Source organism: Pseudomonas corni (assembly GCF_057128765.1).
In genome coordinates, this window is the sequence record NZ_JBSKHW010000003.1 from 261,260 (window position 1) to 278,456 (window position 17,197).

Consider the following 17,197-nt stretch of genomic DNA (forward strand, 5'->3'; position numbering starts at 1 on the left):
ATGAGCCACACCCAAGCCTTGGCGGCGTTCCTCGCCGACCTGAAATACGAGGACATTCCCGGCCCCGTGTTGGACCGCACCGAAGACCTGTTTCTGGACTGGATCGGCTCGGCGCTGGCCAGCCAGAACGCACGGCCCATTCCATTGTTCGAGCGCTATGCCCAGCGTATGGGGCCAGCTGACGGCGCGTCGAAAATTCTGGTCAGCGGGCGCGGCACGTCGGCGTACTTCGCGGCCTTGGTCAACGGCGCTTCTTCGCACCTGGTTGAGCAGGACGACTTGCACAACAGCTCCGTGCTGCATCCGGCCACAGTGGTGTTTTCAGCCGTTCTGGCTGCTGCTCAGGACCTGAACAAGTCCGGTAAAGACTTGCTGCTGGCGTCGGTGGCCGGGTATGAAGCCGGGATTCGCATCGGCGAGTTCATGGGGCGCTCGCACTACCGCATCTTCCACACCACGGCCACGGTCGGGACGCTGGCGGCGGCGGTTGCGGTGGGCAAGCTGCTGGATTTCGATAAAGAGCAGTTCATCAACGTGCTGGGTACAGCGGGCACACAGGCTTCTGGTTTGTGGGAGTTCTTGCGCGATGCTGCTGACTCCAAACAGCTGCACACAGCCAAAGCCGCTGCCGATGGTTTGCTCGCGGCCTACCTGACCGAAGACGGCCTGACTGGCGCGCGCAATATTCTGGAGGGCGACCAAGGGATGGCGGCGGGAATGTCCTCCGATGCCGATCCAAGCAAATTGTCTGACCGCCTCGGCACGCGATGGGCGCTGGTGGAGACCTCGTTCAAGTATCACGCCTCGTGTCGTCACACTCATCCTGCGGCCGATGCGTTGCTGCATTTGATGCAGCATGAAGGTCTGCGTCATGACCAGATTGCCAAGGTCGTCACGAGGGTGCATCAGGGCGCCATCGATGTGCTGGGCCGCGTTGTTGTGCCGACGACGGTGCATCAGGCGAAGTTTTCCATGGGCGCGGTGCTGGGTCTTATTGCCGTGCATGGCAGCGCGCAGTTGATCGAGTTTCGCGATCTGGCGCTGACCGATGCCGATGTCGATGCCTTCCGCGAAAAAGTCACCATGGAGCTGGACCCTGAAGTCGATGCTGCCTATCCAGCGCGTTGGTTGGGCCGGGTGATCGTTACTACCACCGACGGCCGCACGCTGACCGCCGCCATCGACGACCCCAAAGGCGATCCGGGCAATACCCTGTCGCGGCCTGAACTGGAAAGCAAATTCCAGCGGCTGCTGGCGTTCTCCGGCGCGCGGACGGTGGAGCAGGGCGCGGCGCTGATCCAGAAAGTGTGGCAGCTGCGGGATGCGCAGTATCTGACCGATTTGATCTAACAGGTGATGGACCGTTGTAGGAGCGCGCTTGCCCGCGATTGCGGTGTGTCAGGTTCATCTATGTAAACGGATGGATCGAAATCGCGGGCAAGCGCGCTCCTACAATTGCGAGCCACGAGGTAAATGAACATGACCCAAACAAACCTCCGTCCCTTGGACGGCATCACTGTCATCAGCCTGGAACACGCCATCGCCGCGCCGTTCTGCACGCGGCAACTGGCCGATCTTGGCGCGCGGGTGGTGAAGGTCGAGCGCCCGGGCAGCGGCGATTTTGCCCGTGGCTACGATCAACGCGTCGACGGCCTGGCCTCGCACTTCGTCTGGACCAACCGCTCGAAGGAAAGCCTGACCCTTGACCTCAAGCAGGACGAAGCAGGCGATATCCTCGAATCGCTGCTGGGCAAGGCCGACGTGCTGGTACAAAACCTCGCGCCGGGCGCTGCGTCGCGCATGGGCTTGTCGTTCGAGGCACTGAAAGAGCGCTTTCCACGGCTGATCGTCTGTGACATCTCCGGCTACGGCGAGGGCGGTCCCTATGAAAAGAAGAAAGCCTACGACCTGCTGATTCAGAGCGAAGGCGGCTTTCTCTCTGTGACGGGTGGTCCCGGTGAAGAGCAGATGGCCAAGGCCGGTTGTTCGATTGCTGATATCGCGGCGGGCATGTACGCCTACACCGGCATCCTCTCGGCGCTGATGCTGCGCGACAAAACCGGCGTTGGCAGCCGCATCGATGTGTCGATGCTCGAAAGCCTGGTCGAGTGGATGGGCTACCCGATGTATTACGCCTACAACGGCGCGCCGCCGCCTCCCCGCGCCGGGGCTTCGCATTCGACGATTTACCCCTATGGACCGTTTCCCACCGGCGGTGGCGGGACCATCATGTTGGGCCTGCAAAACGAGCGAGAGTGGGCGCTGTTCTGCGAGAAGGTCTTGCTGGACAAGGCGCTGGCGACTGACGAGCGTTTTTCGGCGAACTTCAAACGTTCGGAAAACAGAGACGTGCTGCGGCAAATTATCGTCGACGGCTTTGCGACGTTGAGCGTGGACGAGGTCGTGGCACGTCTTGAAGACGCGCAGATCGCCAACGCGCGGGTCAACGATATGCAGGGCGTGTGGGATCACCCGCAGCTCAAGGCCCGGGACAGTTGGCGCGAGGTGGACAGTCCGTCAGGCCCGTTGCCGTCGTTGCTGCCGCCGGGCCGGAATGCCGCCTTCACTCCGCGCATGGATGGCGTGCCGGGGTTGGGGCAGCACACTGGCAGCATTCTTGGGGAGCTGGGGTTTTCGGCTGAAGAGCAGGCGCGGTTGTTGGCGGCTGGAGTGGTTTGAGTTTTTGCCATCGCAAAACCCGTGGGAGCGGACCTGTCCGCGATTGCAATCGATCAGGCGCCGAAGAGGTGTCGACCGAGCCTATGTCTTCGCGGACAGGTCCAATCCCACGGGGTTGAACGTTCGCCGATCATCGGCAGCTCCTACAAAGAGCGCGGCGAATGCCGAACCTGTGGGAGGGAGCTTGCTCGCGAAGAATTTTGTCCAGCGCCGCTGTACTTCCAGGTCCATGAAAGAGGAACACACCATGCCCCAACCCATCGTCCGCTCTGCACTGTTTGTGCCCGGCAGCCGACCCGAGCGTTTTGCCAAGGCGTTGGCTGCGGGCGCGGATGCGGTGATCGTCGATTTTGAAGACGCCGTTGAAGAACCTCTCAAGCGCCAGGCCCGAGAAAACCTTGCGGCCTTCTTGCAAGGCAATCCGCAGGTATCAGTCTGGGTGCGGGTTAATTCGCCCGATCACGCCGAACATGCCGCTGACCTGGCGTTCTGCAAACAGCACGCAGGCGTTGCCGGGATTTTGCTGCCCAAAGTCGAAAGCGCAGCTCACGTTGCGGCGGTCTGGAAAACCGGCAAACCGATCTGGCCCATCATCGAAAGCGCCAAGGGTTTGCTTGCGCTTGAACAGATCGCTCATGCAGAGGGCGTCGAGCGGTTGTCGTTCGGCGGCCTGGATCTGGCGCTGGATCTGAACCTGAACACCGGCACTGTGGCGGCGCAGTTGTTCCTGGATCAGGCGCGTATGTCCGTTCAGTTGCATTCTCGCGGCGCCGATCTGCTGCCGCCGCTGGATGGCGTATTTCCGTCCATTGGCGACCCCGACGGATTGCAGCGCGCCACCCGCCACGCCTACGACATGGGTTACGGCGGCGCGCTGTGCATTCATCCCAAGCAGGTGGCCGTGATCCATGCAGCCCTTGCGCCTAGTGACGACGACTTGAGCTGGGCGAAGAAGGTGGTCGAGGCCAGTGCTGCCGCAAAGGGCGCCGGGGCCTTTCAACTGGATGGCCAGATGGTCGACGCCCCGGTGTTGCTCCGCGCCCAGCGTCTGTTGGCGTTGGCAGTTGGATAACCCCTCTAGGAGCGAACTTGTTCGGGAGGCTTTGTGCCTGACACACCGCGCTGTCTGGCTCGCCAACAAGTTGGCTCCTACAGCTAATGCGCCCGGATGATCGACACGCAACTCTGTAGGAGCGAACTTGTTCGCGAGGCGTTTGGCCTGACACACCGCGCTGTCTGGCTCGCCAACAAGTTGGCTCCTACAGGTAATGCGCCCGGATGATCGACGCGCAACTCTGTAGGAGCGAACTTGTTCGCGAGGCTTTGTGCCTGACACACCGCGCTGTCTGGCTCGCCAACAAGTTGGCTCCTACAGAGGAAAGTCGAGGCTACTGGCTGGCGTTCAGCCGTACCGAACGCTGGCTTATTTAAAAGCTAATTCTCTAAACGCCTGGTAATGGGCCATCTTTGGGCCACACTCGCTGTGCGACATTGCTTCGAACCAGCAGCCCTCAGAGGCTGACTTCTCCTACAACAATAAAAAGGTGATATCGATGTTGAAGCTGACCAAGGTGCTTTTCTGCGCCGCCGCAGTCTCTATGGCCAGCCTGGCGCAGGCAGCCGACCCCATAGTTATCAAGTTCGCTCACGTGGTGGCTGAAAACACGCCCAAGGGGCAGGGCGCCTTGATGTTTCAGAAGATGGTCGCCGCCGACCCTCAGCTCAAAGACAAAGTGAAAGTCGAGGTCTATCCCAACTCTTCGCTGTTCGGCGATGGCAAGGAGATGGAAGCGCTGCTGCTGGGGGACGTGCAAATGCTGGCGCCGTCGCTGGCAAAGTTTGAGCAGTACACCAAGAAGGTGCAAATTTTCGACCTGCCATTCCTGTTCAATGACCTGGCTGCCGTAGATCGGTTTCAACAGGGGCCGCAGGGTAAAGCCCTGCTGACCTCCATGGACGACAAAGGTATTCACGGCCTGGCTTACTGGCACAACGGCCTCAAGCAATTGTCGGCCAACAAAAAGATGATCGAGCCCAAGGATGCCCGCGGCCTGAAATTCCGCGTGCAGGCCTCCAGCGTACTGGAAGCCCAGTTCGTCGCGCTGCGCGCCAATCCGCGCAAGATGAGCTTCGCCGAGGTCTATCAAGGGTTGCAGACCGGTACGGTCAACGGCACTGAAAACACCTGGTCGAACTACGAAAGCCAGAAGGTCAACGAAGTCCAGCCGTTCTTCACCGAGACCAACCATGGTCTGATCGACTACATGGTCATCACCAACTCCAAATTCTGGAACGGTCTGCCGGAAGACGTTCGCGCCGAGCTGCAGAAGATCCTTGATCAGGTGACGGTGGAAGTGAACAAACAGGCCGAGGCGCTGAACCAGACCGCCAAGCAGAAGATTGTCGACGCCAAGACCAGCGAGATCGATGCATTGACCCCGGAGCAACGGGCCAAATGGCGTGAAGTGATGAAGCCGGTCTGGGACAAATTCTCCGATGAAATCGGCGCGGACATGATCAAGGCCGCCGACGACTCCAACAAGGCACCTTGAACCCGGTTTTACCGATGCTTTAAGCCGTGATCTGAGCAGGCTTTGATGCCTGCGCGGCCACCCGGTCCAGGGTGGCTGCTCTCTCGACGTTCGGAGAATTCTTATGCAATCGCTGAGGCGAGTCTGGGAGCACTTTGAGGAAGGCATGATTGCCTTTCTGCTGGCTGCCATGACGTTGGTGACATTCGTTTACGTGGCGCTGAACAACATCTACACGCTGTTCTACAGCCTGAGCGATCAGTGGGCGGTCAGTAGCGATTTCTTCGCAGGCATTGGCGATCACCTGATGGGGTACGCCCAGGAGATGACCTGGAGCGTGGCGCTGACCAAGGCCCTGTTCGGCTGGCTGATTTTCTTTGGCATCGCCTACGGTGTACGCACTGCCGGTCACCTGGGCGTGGACGCGTTGGTCAAGCTGACCAGCAAACCCGTGCAGCGCTGGCTGGCCATGCTGGCGTGTGCTTGCTGTATGGCCTACGCCGGGCTGTTTCTGATGGCGAGCTACAAATGGGTATCGGCGTTGTTCGTCGCCGGTATTGGTGCCGAAGACCTTGATCGCTACGGGATCAAGGTGGCCTACATCACGGTCATCGTGCCCATCGGCTTTCTCATGGTGATCGCCCGTTATCTGGAAATCATGTACCGCATCTACACCTATCGGCAGGTCGGCCTCGGCCTGGCTGACGAAGCGGCGGAAGCCACCAAGCTGGCAAGTCCTGCCGAGGAGCAACACTGATGACGGTCATCTGTCTGTTCCTGCTGCTGTTCGTTTTCATGTTTCTGGGCGTGCCGATTGCGATCTCGCTCGGGTTGTCCGGCGCGGTGTCGATATTGATGTTCAGTCAGGACTCGTTGAGTTCACTGGCAATCAAGCTGTTTGAAACGTCCGACAGCTATACCTTTCTGGCGATTCCGTTCTTCCTTTTATCCGGGGCCTTCATGACCACCGGCGGGGTGGCGCAGCGGCTTATCGATTTTGCTAATGCCTGCGTTGGTCACATTCGCGGCGGCCTGGCGATTGCAGCGGTATTGGCCTGTATGTTGTTTGCGGCGTTGTCGGGTTCCTCGCCCGCGACGGTTGCTGCCGTGGGTTCAATTGCCGTGGCGGGGATGGTGCGTTCTGGTTACCCGAAGGCTTTCGGTGCCGGGATTATCTGTAACGCCGGGACCTTGGGTATTTTGATTCCGCCATCAATCGTGATGGTGGTTTACGCCGCTGCCACAGAAACGTCGGTGGGCAAGCTGTTCATCGCAGGCGTCGTGCCGGGCATCTTGCTGGGCGTGATTCTGATGGTGGTGATCTACATCGTCGCCAGGGTCAAGAAACTACCTGCGCAACCGCGCGTCACGTTCCGCCAGTGGCTGCACACGGCGCAACGGGCGTTCTGGGGTTTGCTACTGCTGGTGATCATTCTTGGCGGGATCTACAGCGGCATGTTCACGCCCACGGAAGCGGCGGCGGTGGCAGCGGTGTACTCCGCATTCATTGCGCTGTTTGTTTACAAGGACATGAGTTTCAAGGACTGTCCGAAGGTGTTGATCGAGTCGGGTCGGCTGTCGATCATGCTGATGTTCATCATCGCCAATGCCATGTTGTTTGCCCACGTACTCACCACTGAACAGATCCCGCAACAGATCACCACTTGGGTGTTGTCCGAAGGGCTGACGCCAATCGGCTTCCTGATCATGGTCAACATTGTGCTGCTGATCGCGGGCAGCTTCATGGAGCCATCGGCGATCATTCTGATTTTGGCGCCGATCTTCTTTCCGATCGCCATGAAGCTGGGGATCGACCCGATTCACCTGGGGATCGTGATGGTGGTCAACATGGAAATTGGTTTGGTGCATCCGCCGGTGGGATTGAACCTGTTCGTGACTTCGGCGGTGACCGGGTTGACGCTTGGCGAAACCATCAAAGCAGCGCTGCCGTGGCTGGGCATCCTGCTGGCGTTCCTGATCCTGGTGACGTACGTGCCGTTCATATCCCTGGCGTTGCCGACCTGGCTCGGGATGCCCTAGGCGGTGCAAACCCTGTAGGAGCGAACTTGTTCGCGAGGTGTTGTACCTGACACACCGCGTTGCCGGTCTCGCCAGCCAGTTGGCTCGTACAGAGGATGCACCCATCGAACCGCGTGAAAACCCTTTAGGAGCGAACGTGTTCGCGAGGCGTTTTGCCTGAGACACCGCGTTGCCGGTCTCGCCAACAAGTTGGCTCCTACAGAAGACGCATCCGGCGAACCGCGTCCACCCTGTAGGAGCGAACTTGTTCGCGAGGCGTTTTGCCTGAGACACCGCGTTGTCTGTCTCGCCAACAAGTTGGCTCCTACAGAAGACGCATCCGGCGAACCGCGTACACCCTGTAGGAGCGAACTTGTTCGCCAGGCGTTTTGCCTAAGACACCGCGTAAAGCGGCTCGCCAACAAGGCTCCTACAGGACGAGACAACGGCAACAAAAAAGGGGGAGCAGATATCTGCTCCCCCTTTTTGTCTATCGCCTGATCAGTGCATGAACAGCGCAATCAGGATGATGATCGGGATTGGAACGCCGAGGAACAGCAGCAGTAGTGAGCGCATGGTTAATCTCCTTATTAGCGGATAGGTGCAGTGGTGGCATATGGACGGGTTTCCAGGTAGGTCACGGCGTCACGACGACGACCACCCCAGATAGCGGCGAGACTGGCAATGAAGGCACCGATCAGCAGCGCGACGAAGGTCCACAGAGCGGCCATGGCGGCAACTTTGGCAGCCGTGTCGGCAGCCTGTTTGGCTTTCAGCTTGGCGTCTTCAACCGCTTGACGAGCCTGGCCATAAACCTGATCTACACGAGCCTGAGCTTCGGCCTGAGACAGGTTGGTGCGTTGTGCAACCAACTGAGCCAGGTAGTTACGATCTTCTGCCGCCAGCTGACCATCGTTGGCCAGGGTTTTGGTGAAGATGCGCACAACCACACCGCGTGCAGCATCATCGGTCACAGCCACTGGACGGTTGTCGCGAAAAAGACTGTCTACGAAGTAGCCATATTGGTCGCTGCTGGTGTTGCTGGCAGCAGTGCCCGCCGCTTGCGTTGCAGCACTCGCTGCGCCAGACACCATGCTCGCGCCAGCTTTAACGCCGCCGCCAACGATGTTGCCCACTGATCCTACGATTAATACCGCTGCGACCAGCGTTGCGACTGCCCAGGACAGGAAGCCGTGTGCGGTGTCGCGGAAGTAGACTTCGTCACCGTGCATATTTGCCCACTTCACGCGAAGTCGGCCAGCCAGGTAACCACCCATGCCGGAAGCAAGAATCTGAGTCACTGCCAACCAGATAACGGTTGAAATACCCAGCCCTTTGGCGCTAGCACCTTCATTGGCCCAAGGCGACATCGCCGAGAAGCCAAGCCCTGTGCCCAGCAATATAAGGATGAGGGAGAGCGCCGCAGCACCTGCGGCCCCCGCGAAAATGGCACCCCAGGAAACTCCTGAGATGTTGGTGTGTGCCTCTGCTGCGGCAGGATAGGTATCAGGGGATGGATTCATTGTTATGTTGCTCCGTGCGAATAATATTGTTACATCTTTTCCACCTTCACTTTTGCAGAGGTTGTGCCATTCAGTGGATTGCGTAAATAGTCTTGTATATCAATGGGATATAAAGTTTACCCGGCGGCGCTATCATGCAATTTGCATGAGCGGGCTAGTTTTGACAGGCGTTATGCCCGGTTGGTAAATATCAGGCCCATCAACGAGTTAATGGCTAAACCTGCGTCAGAACCTAAAGCTCAGACGAAGCCTTAATACCGCCGCTGAGTCTGTGGTAGTTGCCGATACACCGATTGCCACATTGCCATGAAACGAAAGTGCCAAATCGGCGCTCTAACGCCGCGTTTGGCCTATAGTTTTCTTTTTAGAACCCGTTTCTTCGAGAGGATAACCGCCCATGTTTCTGCATCGCCCCCTGGAAGAAAAAGACGTTCCGATCATTTGCGAGATGCCCCAATCCGTCGATGAGCTGTTTTATATGTTCCCCAAAGCGGTATTTCCGTTGACGCCCGCTCAGCTCACCGACTCTATCGAACAGCGCTCTGACAACACGGTGATCGAGCTCAACGGTGAAGTCGTGGGTTTCGCCAACTTTTCGCGCTACGACTTTCGGGGGAGGTGCTCGATGGGTAATGTCATCATTGCGCCCCATGCCCGTTCCAAGGGTGTCGGCCGCTATATGATCGGGTGCATGATGGAACTGGCATTTGGCAAACATGAAGCCAGCGAGCTGACGGCGTCCTGTTTCAATCACAACGTCCCAGGCTTGCTGTTCTACCCGAAACTGGGCTTCAAACCATTCTCGATCGAAGAGCGGCTGGACAAGAAGGGCGCTCGCGTCGCCCTTATCCATTTGCGCTTACTGAAGGGCTGAAACAGCGATCGCGCCGTCGGCAGGAATGCTTGCCGACGAGTGGCTCAGCTATATAATTCCTTTTCTAACAATTTGTTTCTGGCGGCCACACTCAAATAGACAATGAATGCCATTTTTCTCATTCAAATACGTTTAGTGAATCGTTTCTTCTTTTAATACGCCGGGATCACTCCCCCTTTCGCAACGTCCTTCCCGAAAGTTGCTTCAAGATGGAGCGCGGCGTATAACTTGACGTATATCTCGTCGTGCGGAATTTATAGTGCAGCGGGTAATGAAATACTCAGTAACGCCATTATAAGAACTCAGTGGCACCTCCTGTCCGGCGTTTGGCAGCGTGCCTGGAGGACGATCCAATGATTGCTTGCAGGCTTTCCGATTTGGAGTTACGCAGCATAATTGAAAGTGCTTTTCTGCCTTTACGTTGTAACTGTACGGTCTCGGCACTGAAAACGATGACGGTAGAAGTCATTGATCCCGCTACCGAGCATGTCGAGCTGTTCGTAACGGGCATCGCTTTGGATCGACTGGACACCAGTCGTGCTATCTGCGATCTGATCACACACCTGCGGTCCGAACTGAACAGTCAGGCCCATCATCACGCACTGGCCAGTTAACCAGGGGTTGTGCGTTATAACTCCTTTCCATAAGCTCATCGCCCGTTAATCAATTAGATTGACGGGCTTTTTTATATCTTTATTAGTGCGATGAGTGGCGGTTAATTAGACTGAACTAACTCATGTGGGCGCTGTTGCGGCGCTGCCGTTTAGATCTAGCCTACGATTAAATGGGGGTACGGTTATTCGCGTCTTGCGGGTTTGACATTGCATGGGCAATGCTGCCGGAATGTTTTGCGGGGCAGGTATTGACCCTGTGACAAGGATCGCGCAATGTTCGTCGTCCCAGGACCTGTACGTCTGGACACAAAAAAGAGGGCAGTATGGCTGAAGATCAGCGACCGGTTCTGCAACCAACCTTTGATTATGTACGCACCCGTCTCAATCGCCGAAAAGTGCTTGCGATGCTAGGGGTATTGATACTGGTAATCGTCGGATGCGTTGCAGCTATCGACCTGATGCTAGACGGGCTTGAGGCGAGAAACGCCAGCTTTCACCCGCCCATGACGCCATCCGAGCGAGAGTCATTGATGCCGACCGAGCCCAGGCTCGATGTGGCGCCAAGCGTCGACGGTCTTCGCTACGGAAGCGCGACTACCGGCGCAGGCGGAACTAATGCCAGCCGCGCTCAGGAGCTGAGTCACGCCCACTGAGTACCCGATTCAATGAAACGAGCGCGGGTATTCATTTTCAAACAGCAGCTTGAACGCTGCCTCCTGTCCATTATGCGCCGCGTAATGATCCACGATGGGCCCAGCTTCGATACGGCCTTCCAGTGCCACGCGAATGATCGACGACTTTGCCAGGTAGTCCGGCACTTCACCGATGATTGTCAACTCGCGCAGGCAATGCCCCTCCTGCTCGACAGTTTCCAGACGTACGCGACAGGTGGCCTGCATCGGAATAGGTCCGAATAGGGTATCCCTGGAATAATCGATTTCCGCAATGCTGGACCCCAACATCTTCAGCGTATTCATAACCGTCGCCTCCATAGCCATTAAAAAGTAAGCATCCACTTCATAATGGATACGCATGCGATTGAGATAGTTCGCCTTTTTTCTCTCGAAGGATCAGCCACTCATCGAAAGAAGCGAGCATCCGCTGCATCTCGCCCCATGGGCGCTTGTCGGTGTAGAGGTCGATTATGATTTTATAAATGTATGGGTGATCCATAGAACAGCTGATTTACGGCGCCAATAAAAAATTATTGTTTATATTCAATATCTTGTATTGGCTAATGTGGATTTATGTGTGTTTATCAGAAAATTGACACTTACCTCCTTTTTTGAAACTATCTGCTCAGTTTCCGCGTTGTAAGAAATACGAGACGCGTGAAGCATTTCTCACCTGAAACGGTTGATCCAGAGGCGCTCGGCGAAGTGGCGGTAGCATCTTCTGATTGCTGACACGTCACATCGTTGCCAGGTAGCACCGGCGGCGTTGCCCTCCCTCCATCTTCCCGACATTCGAATTCATCGGCTGCTTGCGCCCGGTATCAACGGGGTGCCGGGCGGGCGGATGAGCACGAATATTACTGCTTAGACGTTCGCCAAATTCATACATCGGTTTTTGGTTACGGTAGTTATGCCTGAACTTTGCCGATCCTCCTGTCGTTCGTGATAAAGCCGTCGTTTGTGAGTAATTTCCTTTGTATATCAAGGCCGCCTCAAGAGTGGCTGTGTATCTGCCTTCCTCATCGCCCCGCAGTACCGAAGAAACGCTCGGGCAGCGCTAACGCATCGATAAGTTTGGAGTAAGTGATTATGTACGGAGATAATCTGGAAACCGTGTGCGGTTGTGTCGTCGCAGGCGCAGGGCCTGCGGGAATGGGCATGCTCTTCAACGCGTTGAAGAGCGGTGTAATGCCGGAATTGGCCAAGGATGGCCTGATCATTGTCGATGCAAGCGCTAATCCCGGGACTGGGCGTCTTGGGGAATATCGCATCACTGCCAACTCGGTGGGAGATGTGTTCCTGGACTGCCTGCGCGACCCCGCATTGCGTGATGTCTTTGAGCCGCTGGAACATTCCCCTGCCTATTGGCGCATCCGGCGGCAAGCGCAGAGCGCACCACAGTTGTCAGACGTCAGCGAGTTGCTTGCGGAGGCGTCGAAGCTGGTGCTGGACTTTATCGTCGATCATTACGGCGTCAAGCTGTGGCGTAGCACGACCATCACTGAAGTCGTCAGTGATGGCGACGAGTATCAGGTGTGGGTGGAGTCGGAAGGGCGCAGTCGCAGAATCCGTTGCCGCTCTGTGATCCTCAATCTGGGAGGCCGCCAGGACCCTCAGCATTTGCTCAACAGTCTGGCTGATCAAGGACTGGCGGTTTCGCCCTCGGCTCAGGTTCAAAGTGCTGACGCATTGCTGCGCATGAACGCCGTGCAACTGCGTGACTACTTCGCGCCAACTCTTGCTCGCAATGGCCGAATCATCGTGGTCGGCGGCTCGCACAGCGCTTTTTCGGTGCTAGAAAACCTGGCAGACGCCCTGGAGTTTGCAGGGCTCAAAGAGGTCACGCTGATCCACCGTTCGCCGATCCGGCTGTTCTACGAGAGCGCGGCGGCAGCGGCGACGGCCGGCTATGCATTCGATGAGCAGCAGGATGTATGTCCGATCTCGGGGCGGGTCAACCGCTCCGGTGGTTTGCGATATCGCGCGCTGGATGTAGGGCGAGAAGCGCTCGCCTGCGGACGGATCGGAAAAACCGGCGTGCGGGTGCAGCTGTTCCAGACCGAAAAAGGGCCGCAAGGTCAGTATGAAAGTGCCCGCCAAGCGCTGGCTGAATCGGACGTAGTGGTGCAATGCACGGGCTATCAGCCGCGCTTGCCAGCGCTCAATTACGCCAGCGGTGGTGCCATCGGATTGCTTGAAGTCAAAGGCGGGCTGGACTCGGATCCTTCGGGGTGCCCGCTCGACAGCACCGGTCAGCGTCTGTACGGGCTGCACCTGTTCGGGCTCGGGGCAGGTCTTGGCGTTGATCCGCGTCTGGGCAGTGAGGCGTCTTTCGACGGCCGCATCTACGGCGTCTGGCAATTTCACCATGACGCCAGTAGCACGGTCATTGACGCGGTGCTGGCGCGCTTGCAGGAATCGGTGCTGGAACCGGTCAGCCTCAGCCGCAAGCTGATGCCCAATCGCGAGGTGCCGCGCATGCCGTTCCTGTGGCCGACCCTGGTCAATGCGCATTCCTGATCCACTGTCTGCATGAACGATCCCGAACACTTTTTTACCGTGTTCGGGATTTTTTTTGCCTTGAACGATGGCGACCGACCCTTTGCACAAGTAGGCCTGACATTAGGGCTGGGATTAACATGTTGGCCATCATCTTGCTTTTGGTTAGAGTGCCGGGCTTCATCTATTCTTGTTGCGTTGGCAGCACCTCGATTCACTCGAAAGGGATCACAGCACATGCGCATATTGATCGTGGGAGCAGGAGCGATTGGGGGGTATTTTGGCGGACGCCTACTGGAGTCAGGTCGTGATGTCACGTTTCTGGTCAGAACCGGCCGGGCCGAGGAACTGGATCGGGACGGTCTGGTGGTGCGCAGCCCCTTGGGCAACATTGAATACCCGTCGCCGCCTTATTTACTGAGCACCCAGCTGGGCCAGGCTTACGACCTGATCCTGCTCAGCTGCAAAGCCTACGATCTGGACGCTGCGATGGACGCGTTCGCCGCTGCGGTAGGGCCAGACACTTTGATCCTGCCTCTGCTCAACGGTATGGGACACCTGGACCGCCTCAAGGAGCGCTTCGATGCTGCCAACGTGCTGGGCGGGCAGTGTCTGATCTCGCTGGATCGTGACGCGTCGGGCGCCATCCTGCATTTGAATGACACTAATCAACTTTCCTTTGGCGAGCTCAGTGGCGCCTTGACGCCGCGAATCCTGCGGGTTGCCGAAGCACTCGCCGATGCAGGATTCGCCGCCAACCTGAGTCAGCAAATTGTTCAGGAGATGTGGGAAAAGTGGTGTTTCATTGCCACCGCCGCGGGTGTCACCGGTTCAATGCGCGCCAGTATCGGCGACGTGTTGGCGGCTGGCGGTGAGCCGTTGGTACTTAAACTTCTGGCTGAATGCGCCAGCATTGCCGAACACGCGGGTTACCCGTTACGCAGCGATGTCCGAATGCGGTTTCAGAAGATGCTGACGACAACCGGTTCGAAGATGACGGCATCCATGCTGCGCGACATCGAGCGAGGCGCCGCCATAGAGGTCGAGCACGTAATCGGCGATATGGTGGCCCGGCGCTCAGCCAGCGGCCAGGAAAAGCCGCTGCTGTCCGCCCTGGATTTCGTTTACCTGCACCTGAAATCCTACGAAGCGCGCCGATTGCGTGAGGGATAGATCCGACCCTCCGCGTTCGCCGGTTTTACCACCGGCGCCCGGCAAAGGTGATTATTTGGTGGCCGACAATTCCATGATCATCCGCGTCAGCAGGTAGATCCGTGGCGACACGCTTTCTACTTCGGCGTATTCCTCTGGCGTGTGGATGTTGCCGCCGACGATACCGAAGCCATCCAGCGTAGGCACACCTACCGCCGCAGCCAGGCTGGCGTCCGCCGCTCCGCCGCTGCCTTCAACGGTCAGCTTGCGCCCCAGTTCGCCGTAGATGCCTTGGGCCATGTTCATCAACCGGTCCGACTCAGCGGTCTGCGGCATTGGCGGCAGGCCGCGGATCAGTTGGGTGGTGACTTCGGTCTCAGGGATCAGCTTGTCAGCAGACACCCGCGTCAGGTCTTTTTCGATCCGGTCGAATTCCTCCGGCACGGCAACCCGCACGTCAGCCTTGGCCGTGGCCTGATCCGGGATCACATTGACCCGGTCGCCCGCGTTGAGCACGGTAAAGTTGATGGTGGTTTTCTTCTCGGCATCGCCCAGCTTGCCGAGTTGCAGGATCTGATGCGCGGCTTCCATGGCGGCATTGCGGCCCAGTTCCGGGGCGACGCCTGCGTGGGAGGCCTTGCCCTTGACGTTGACCACGGCGGTGCCACTGCCTTTGCGCCACACCACCAAACCGTCGGCGGGGCGGCCCGGTTCCAGGTTCAGGGTGACGTCATGCTCTTTCGCGACTTTCTGGATCAGCGCGGTGGCGGCGTCCGAGCCGGTTTCTTCACTGGCGTCGAGCAGGAAAGTGATCTGGGCGTAGTCTTTGAAATTCAGGTTCTTGAGAATCTTCAGCGCATAAATGCCTGCAACAATCCCGCCCTTGTCATCCATCACCCCAGGCCCATAGGCGCGGCCGTCCTTGATCGTAAAAGGGCGAGCGGCGGCCGAACCCTCTTTAAACACGGTGTCCATGTGCGCCATCAGCAGGATTTTTGCCTTGCCGGTGCCCTTGAGGGTGGCGACCACGTGGCTACTTTTATCCGGGGCGGTATTGGGGAAGGTTTCGATGGTCGCGCCAAGCTTTTTTAACTCATCGACAGTGATGTCGCGCACCTGGGTCAGGCCAGGCTCGTAACCGGAGCCCGAGTCAATATTCACCAGGCGCTCCAGCAGTTTCAGAGCTTCAGCCTTGTAGTTTTCGGCATCGGCCTGCACCTGTGGATTGGGCGCCGCAAACGCCGGGGCAGCCATGCCAAATGCCAGGCTCAAAGCGAACGCGGTGGTAAGGGCTGAACGGGAGAAAGGCAGGTTCATACGTCGTTCCCTGATGTTGTTTTGAGAAATTGAGGCCATACCCTAGCGGCTCCGGGAAAAATTCGCACGCCTGAAAAGCCATGTTGTAGGCTTTCACTCGTTTGTGCACAGAGCCAAAAACACCGAACCTTCTCGGTGAGCTACCCTCATACCTTAACGTTCAGTCGCTGTAAGAAGAGAGGTGCCTCATGCCAGTCAAGCACGATCTATACGCGGATTTGAGTATCAGCAAAGAAGAACTTGCCAAGCGTCGCGGCAGCAACCCGAAGTTGAACCAGCTGGTGACTCATTACGATGAAATCGATGCCGACGTGGTGAAGGCTGAATCCGGAGCGTCAGGAGACATTTCTGATGATCAGCTGAAAAAGCTCAAGGAAAAACGGCTGCAGGCCAAGGACAATATCGTGAAGCAGTTGACTGCCTCGGATTGATTCATTAACCGGTATTCATAACAAAGCGGCGGGTCATTGATCTGCCGTTTTTTTTCGCTTGAATCGCCGGTTTACGCCGCCTTTTTAGCAAAGCATGTCGGATGGCAGCGATCGGTCGGTGTCAGGGGGGGGCAGCGAGGGCTAAGTCCCTGGGTATGGGAGAGGGGAGTTGTGGAGGGTTGGATCCAACAATAGTCTGGCGCGACAGGCGTCTTGAATGGACGGTGTATCGCAGTCTGCCTGCGGGTGAAGCAGACTGCGTATCACAGACCGTCAGCCGAGCTTATTGAGGCTCTTGATTCGGCGCAATTTCGGCCTGAATACGTTTGTAGATCTCTTCGCGGTGAACCGAAACGTTTTTCGGTGCATTGATACCAAGCCTTACTTGCAGGCCTTGTACGCCCAGAATGGTCACGGTGATCTCGTCACCGATGTTTATGCTTTCGCCGACTTTGCGGGTGAGTATCAACATAATCTTTTCCTTGATGGCCTTATGAAGCGCCTCTACCAAGAGGCTGGGTGAGCCTTTGGGTGGTGGTTATTACCGAATGCATCCAAATGCGTTCATCAGTATGACGTCATTGGTACGATTTTAATTCCCTTGGGACTTTTTCTTATTATGGGCATCGGTCCCGGGGGCTTAACGGCCTTCGAATTCTGCCCGATTCTGGCAGTTTCATTGCCATGTCTGCGGGTGCAAAACACGGTCGCCAAATTCGGGGCGGCGACTATTGCACACTCCTTTCGCATTTAATGCAAAGAACTCATGCCATGGGGTGAAGAATTTTTCATTCCTCGGCCTGTAAGCCATCTCTGAGTGCAGTGTAGGAGACTTCCCAAAAGCGTGAGGGCAAAATGGCACAACTTTGTTTTCGAATGTTTTC

Annotated in this window: 16 protein-coding genes; 12 read left to right on the forward strand and 4 right to left on the reverse strand. The window is 57.3% G+C overall.

The window, feature by feature from the left end; translation table 11 throughout:
• The 6 genes from ACWKV9_RS08280 to dctM all read left to right on the forward strand — a co-directional run bounded on the left by ACWKV9_RS08280 (position 1) and on the right by dctM (position 7,250).
• On the forward strand, positions 1-1,350 hold the full coding sequence (locus ACWKV9_RS08280) for an MmgE/PrpD family protein (RefSeq protein ID WP_483835602.1): 1,350 nt from the start codon (positions 1-3) through the stop codon (positions 1,348-1,350).
• A 129-nt stretch (positions 1,351-1,479) separates the two neighbouring features.
• A complete protein-coding gene (locus tag ACWKV9_RS08285; RefSeq protein ID WP_483835603.1) occupies positions 1,480-2,679 on the forward strand; it encodes a CaiB/BaiF CoA transferase family protein in 1,200 nt (399 codons plus the stop codon).
• Positions 2,680-2,926: 247 nt separating this feature from the next.
• The gene (locus ACWKV9_RS08290) at positions 2,927-3,751 is read left to right on the forward strand and encodes an HpcH/HpaI aldolase/citrate lyase family protein (protein WP_483835604.1); all 825 of its coding nucleotides are present in this window, start codon (positions 2,927-2,929) and stop codon (positions 3,749-3,751) included.
• A gap of 481 nt (positions 3,752-4,232) precedes the next feature.
• Positions 4,233-5,231: a TRAP transporter substrate-binding protein gene (locus ACWKV9_RS08295; RefSeq protein WP_483835605.1), complete on the forward strand. Its 999-nt coding sequence runs from the start codon at positions 4,233-4,235 to the stop codon at positions 5,229-5,231.
• Positions 5,232-5,334: 103 nt separating this feature from the next.
• Complete coding sequence (locus tag ACWKV9_RS08300) at positions 5,335-5,967, forward strand: TRAP transporter small permease (protein WP_483835606.1); 633 nt, start codon at positions 5,335-5,337, stop codon at positions 5,965-5,967.
• Positions 5,967-7,250, forward strand: coding sequence for a C4-dicarboxylate TRAP transporter large permease protein DctM (dctM, locus tag ACWKV9_RS08305; protein ID WP_483835607.1), 1,284 nt, complete (start codon positions 5,967-5,969; stop codon positions 7,248-7,250). Before ACWKV9_RS08300 ends, dctM begins: the two co-directional genes overlap by 1 nt.
• Positions 7,251-7,819: 569 nt before the next feature.
• Here the strand turns inward: dctM and ACWKV9_RS08310 are convergent.
• The gene (locus tag ACWKV9_RS08310; RefSeq protein WP_483835608.1) at positions 7,820-8,752 is read right to left on the reverse strand and encodes a hypothetical protein; all 933 of its coding nucleotides are present in this window, start codon (positions 8,750-8,752) and stop codon (positions 7,820-7,822) included.
• Positions 8,753-9,149: 397 nt separating this feature from the next.
• Between ACWKV9_RS08310 and ACWKV9_RS08315 the strand changes: the two genes are divergently transcribed.
• The 3 genes from ACWKV9_RS08315 to ACWKV9_RS08325 all read left to right on the forward strand — a co-directional run bounded on the left by ACWKV9_RS08315 (position 9,150) and on the right by ACWKV9_RS08325 (position 10,893).
• Positions 9,150-9,626: a GNAT family N-acetyltransferase gene (locus tag ACWKV9_RS08315; RefSeq protein ID WP_483835609.1), complete on the forward strand. Its 477-nt coding sequence runs from the start codon at positions 9,150-9,152 to the stop codon at positions 9,624-9,626.
• A gap of 353 nt (positions 9,627-9,979) precedes the next feature.
• Positions 9,980-10,240 (forward strand): DUF1652 domain-containing protein, encoded by a 261-nt coding sequence (locus tag ACWKV9_RS08320; protein WP_483835610.1) that lies wholly within the window; start codon positions 9,980-9,982, stop codon positions 10,238-10,240.
• A 323-nt stretch (positions 10,241-10,563) separates the two neighbouring features.
• A complete protein-coding gene (locus ACWKV9_RS08325) occupies positions 10,564-10,893 on the forward strand; it encodes a hypothetical protein (RefSeq protein ID WP_483835611.1) in 330 nt (109 codons plus the stop codon).
• A gap of 9 nt (positions 10,894-10,902) precedes the next feature.
• Here ACWKV9_RS08325 and ACWKV9_RS08330 read toward each other — a convergent pair whose 3' ends face one another.
• Positions 10,903-11,217, reverse strand: coding sequence for a hypothetical protein (locus ACWKV9_RS08330; protein WP_483835612.1), 315 nt, complete (start codon positions 11,215-11,217; stop codon positions 10,903-10,905).
• A gap of 786 nt (positions 11,218-12,003) precedes the next feature.
• On the opposite strand from ACWKV9_RS08330, the gene ACWKV9_RS08335 reads away from it, so the two are divergent.
• Both ACWKV9_RS08335 and ACWKV9_RS08340 read left to right on the forward strand, forming a co-directional pair.
• Positions 12,004-13,434: a pyridine nucleotide-disulfide oxidoreductase gene (locus ACWKV9_RS08335; RefSeq protein WP_483835613.1), complete on the forward strand. Its 1,431-nt coding sequence runs from the start codon at positions 12,004-12,006 to the stop codon at positions 13,432-13,434.
• 216 nt (positions 13,435-13,650) lie between these two features.
• Positions 13,651-14,586: a ketopantoate reductase family protein gene (locus ACWKV9_RS08340; protein WP_483835614.1), complete on the forward strand. Its 936-nt coding sequence runs from the start codon at positions 13,651-13,653 to the stop codon at positions 14,584-14,586.
• A gap of 51 nt (positions 14,587-14,637) precedes the next feature.
• Here ACWKV9_RS08340 and ACWKV9_RS08345 read toward each other — a convergent pair whose 3' ends face one another.
• On the reverse strand, positions 14,638-15,882 hold the full coding sequence (locus ACWKV9_RS08345; protein ID WP_483835615.1) for a M20/M25/M40 family metallo-hydrolase: 1,245 nt from the start codon (positions 15,880-15,882) through the stop codon (positions 14,638-14,640).
• Positions 15,883-16,070: 188 nt separating this feature from the next.
• Here ACWKV9_RS08345 and ACWKV9_RS08350 point away from each other — a divergent pair, with 188 nt between their 5' ends.
• On the forward strand, positions 16,071-16,313 hold the full coding sequence (locus ACWKV9_RS08350) for a DUF465 domain-containing protein (protein WP_483835616.1): 243 nt from the start codon (positions 16,071-16,073) through the stop codon (positions 16,311-16,313).
• Positions 16,314-16,596: 283 nt separating this feature from the next.
• Here the strand turns inward: ACWKV9_RS08350 and csrA are convergent, their stop codons facing one another.
• Positions 16,597-16,785, reverse strand: coding sequence for a carbon storage regulator CsrA (gene csrA / locus ACWKV9_RS08355; protein ID WP_062380972.1), 189 nt, complete (start codon positions 16,783-16,785; stop codon positions 16,597-16,599).
• Positions 16,786-17,197: the final 412 nt, after the last annotated feature.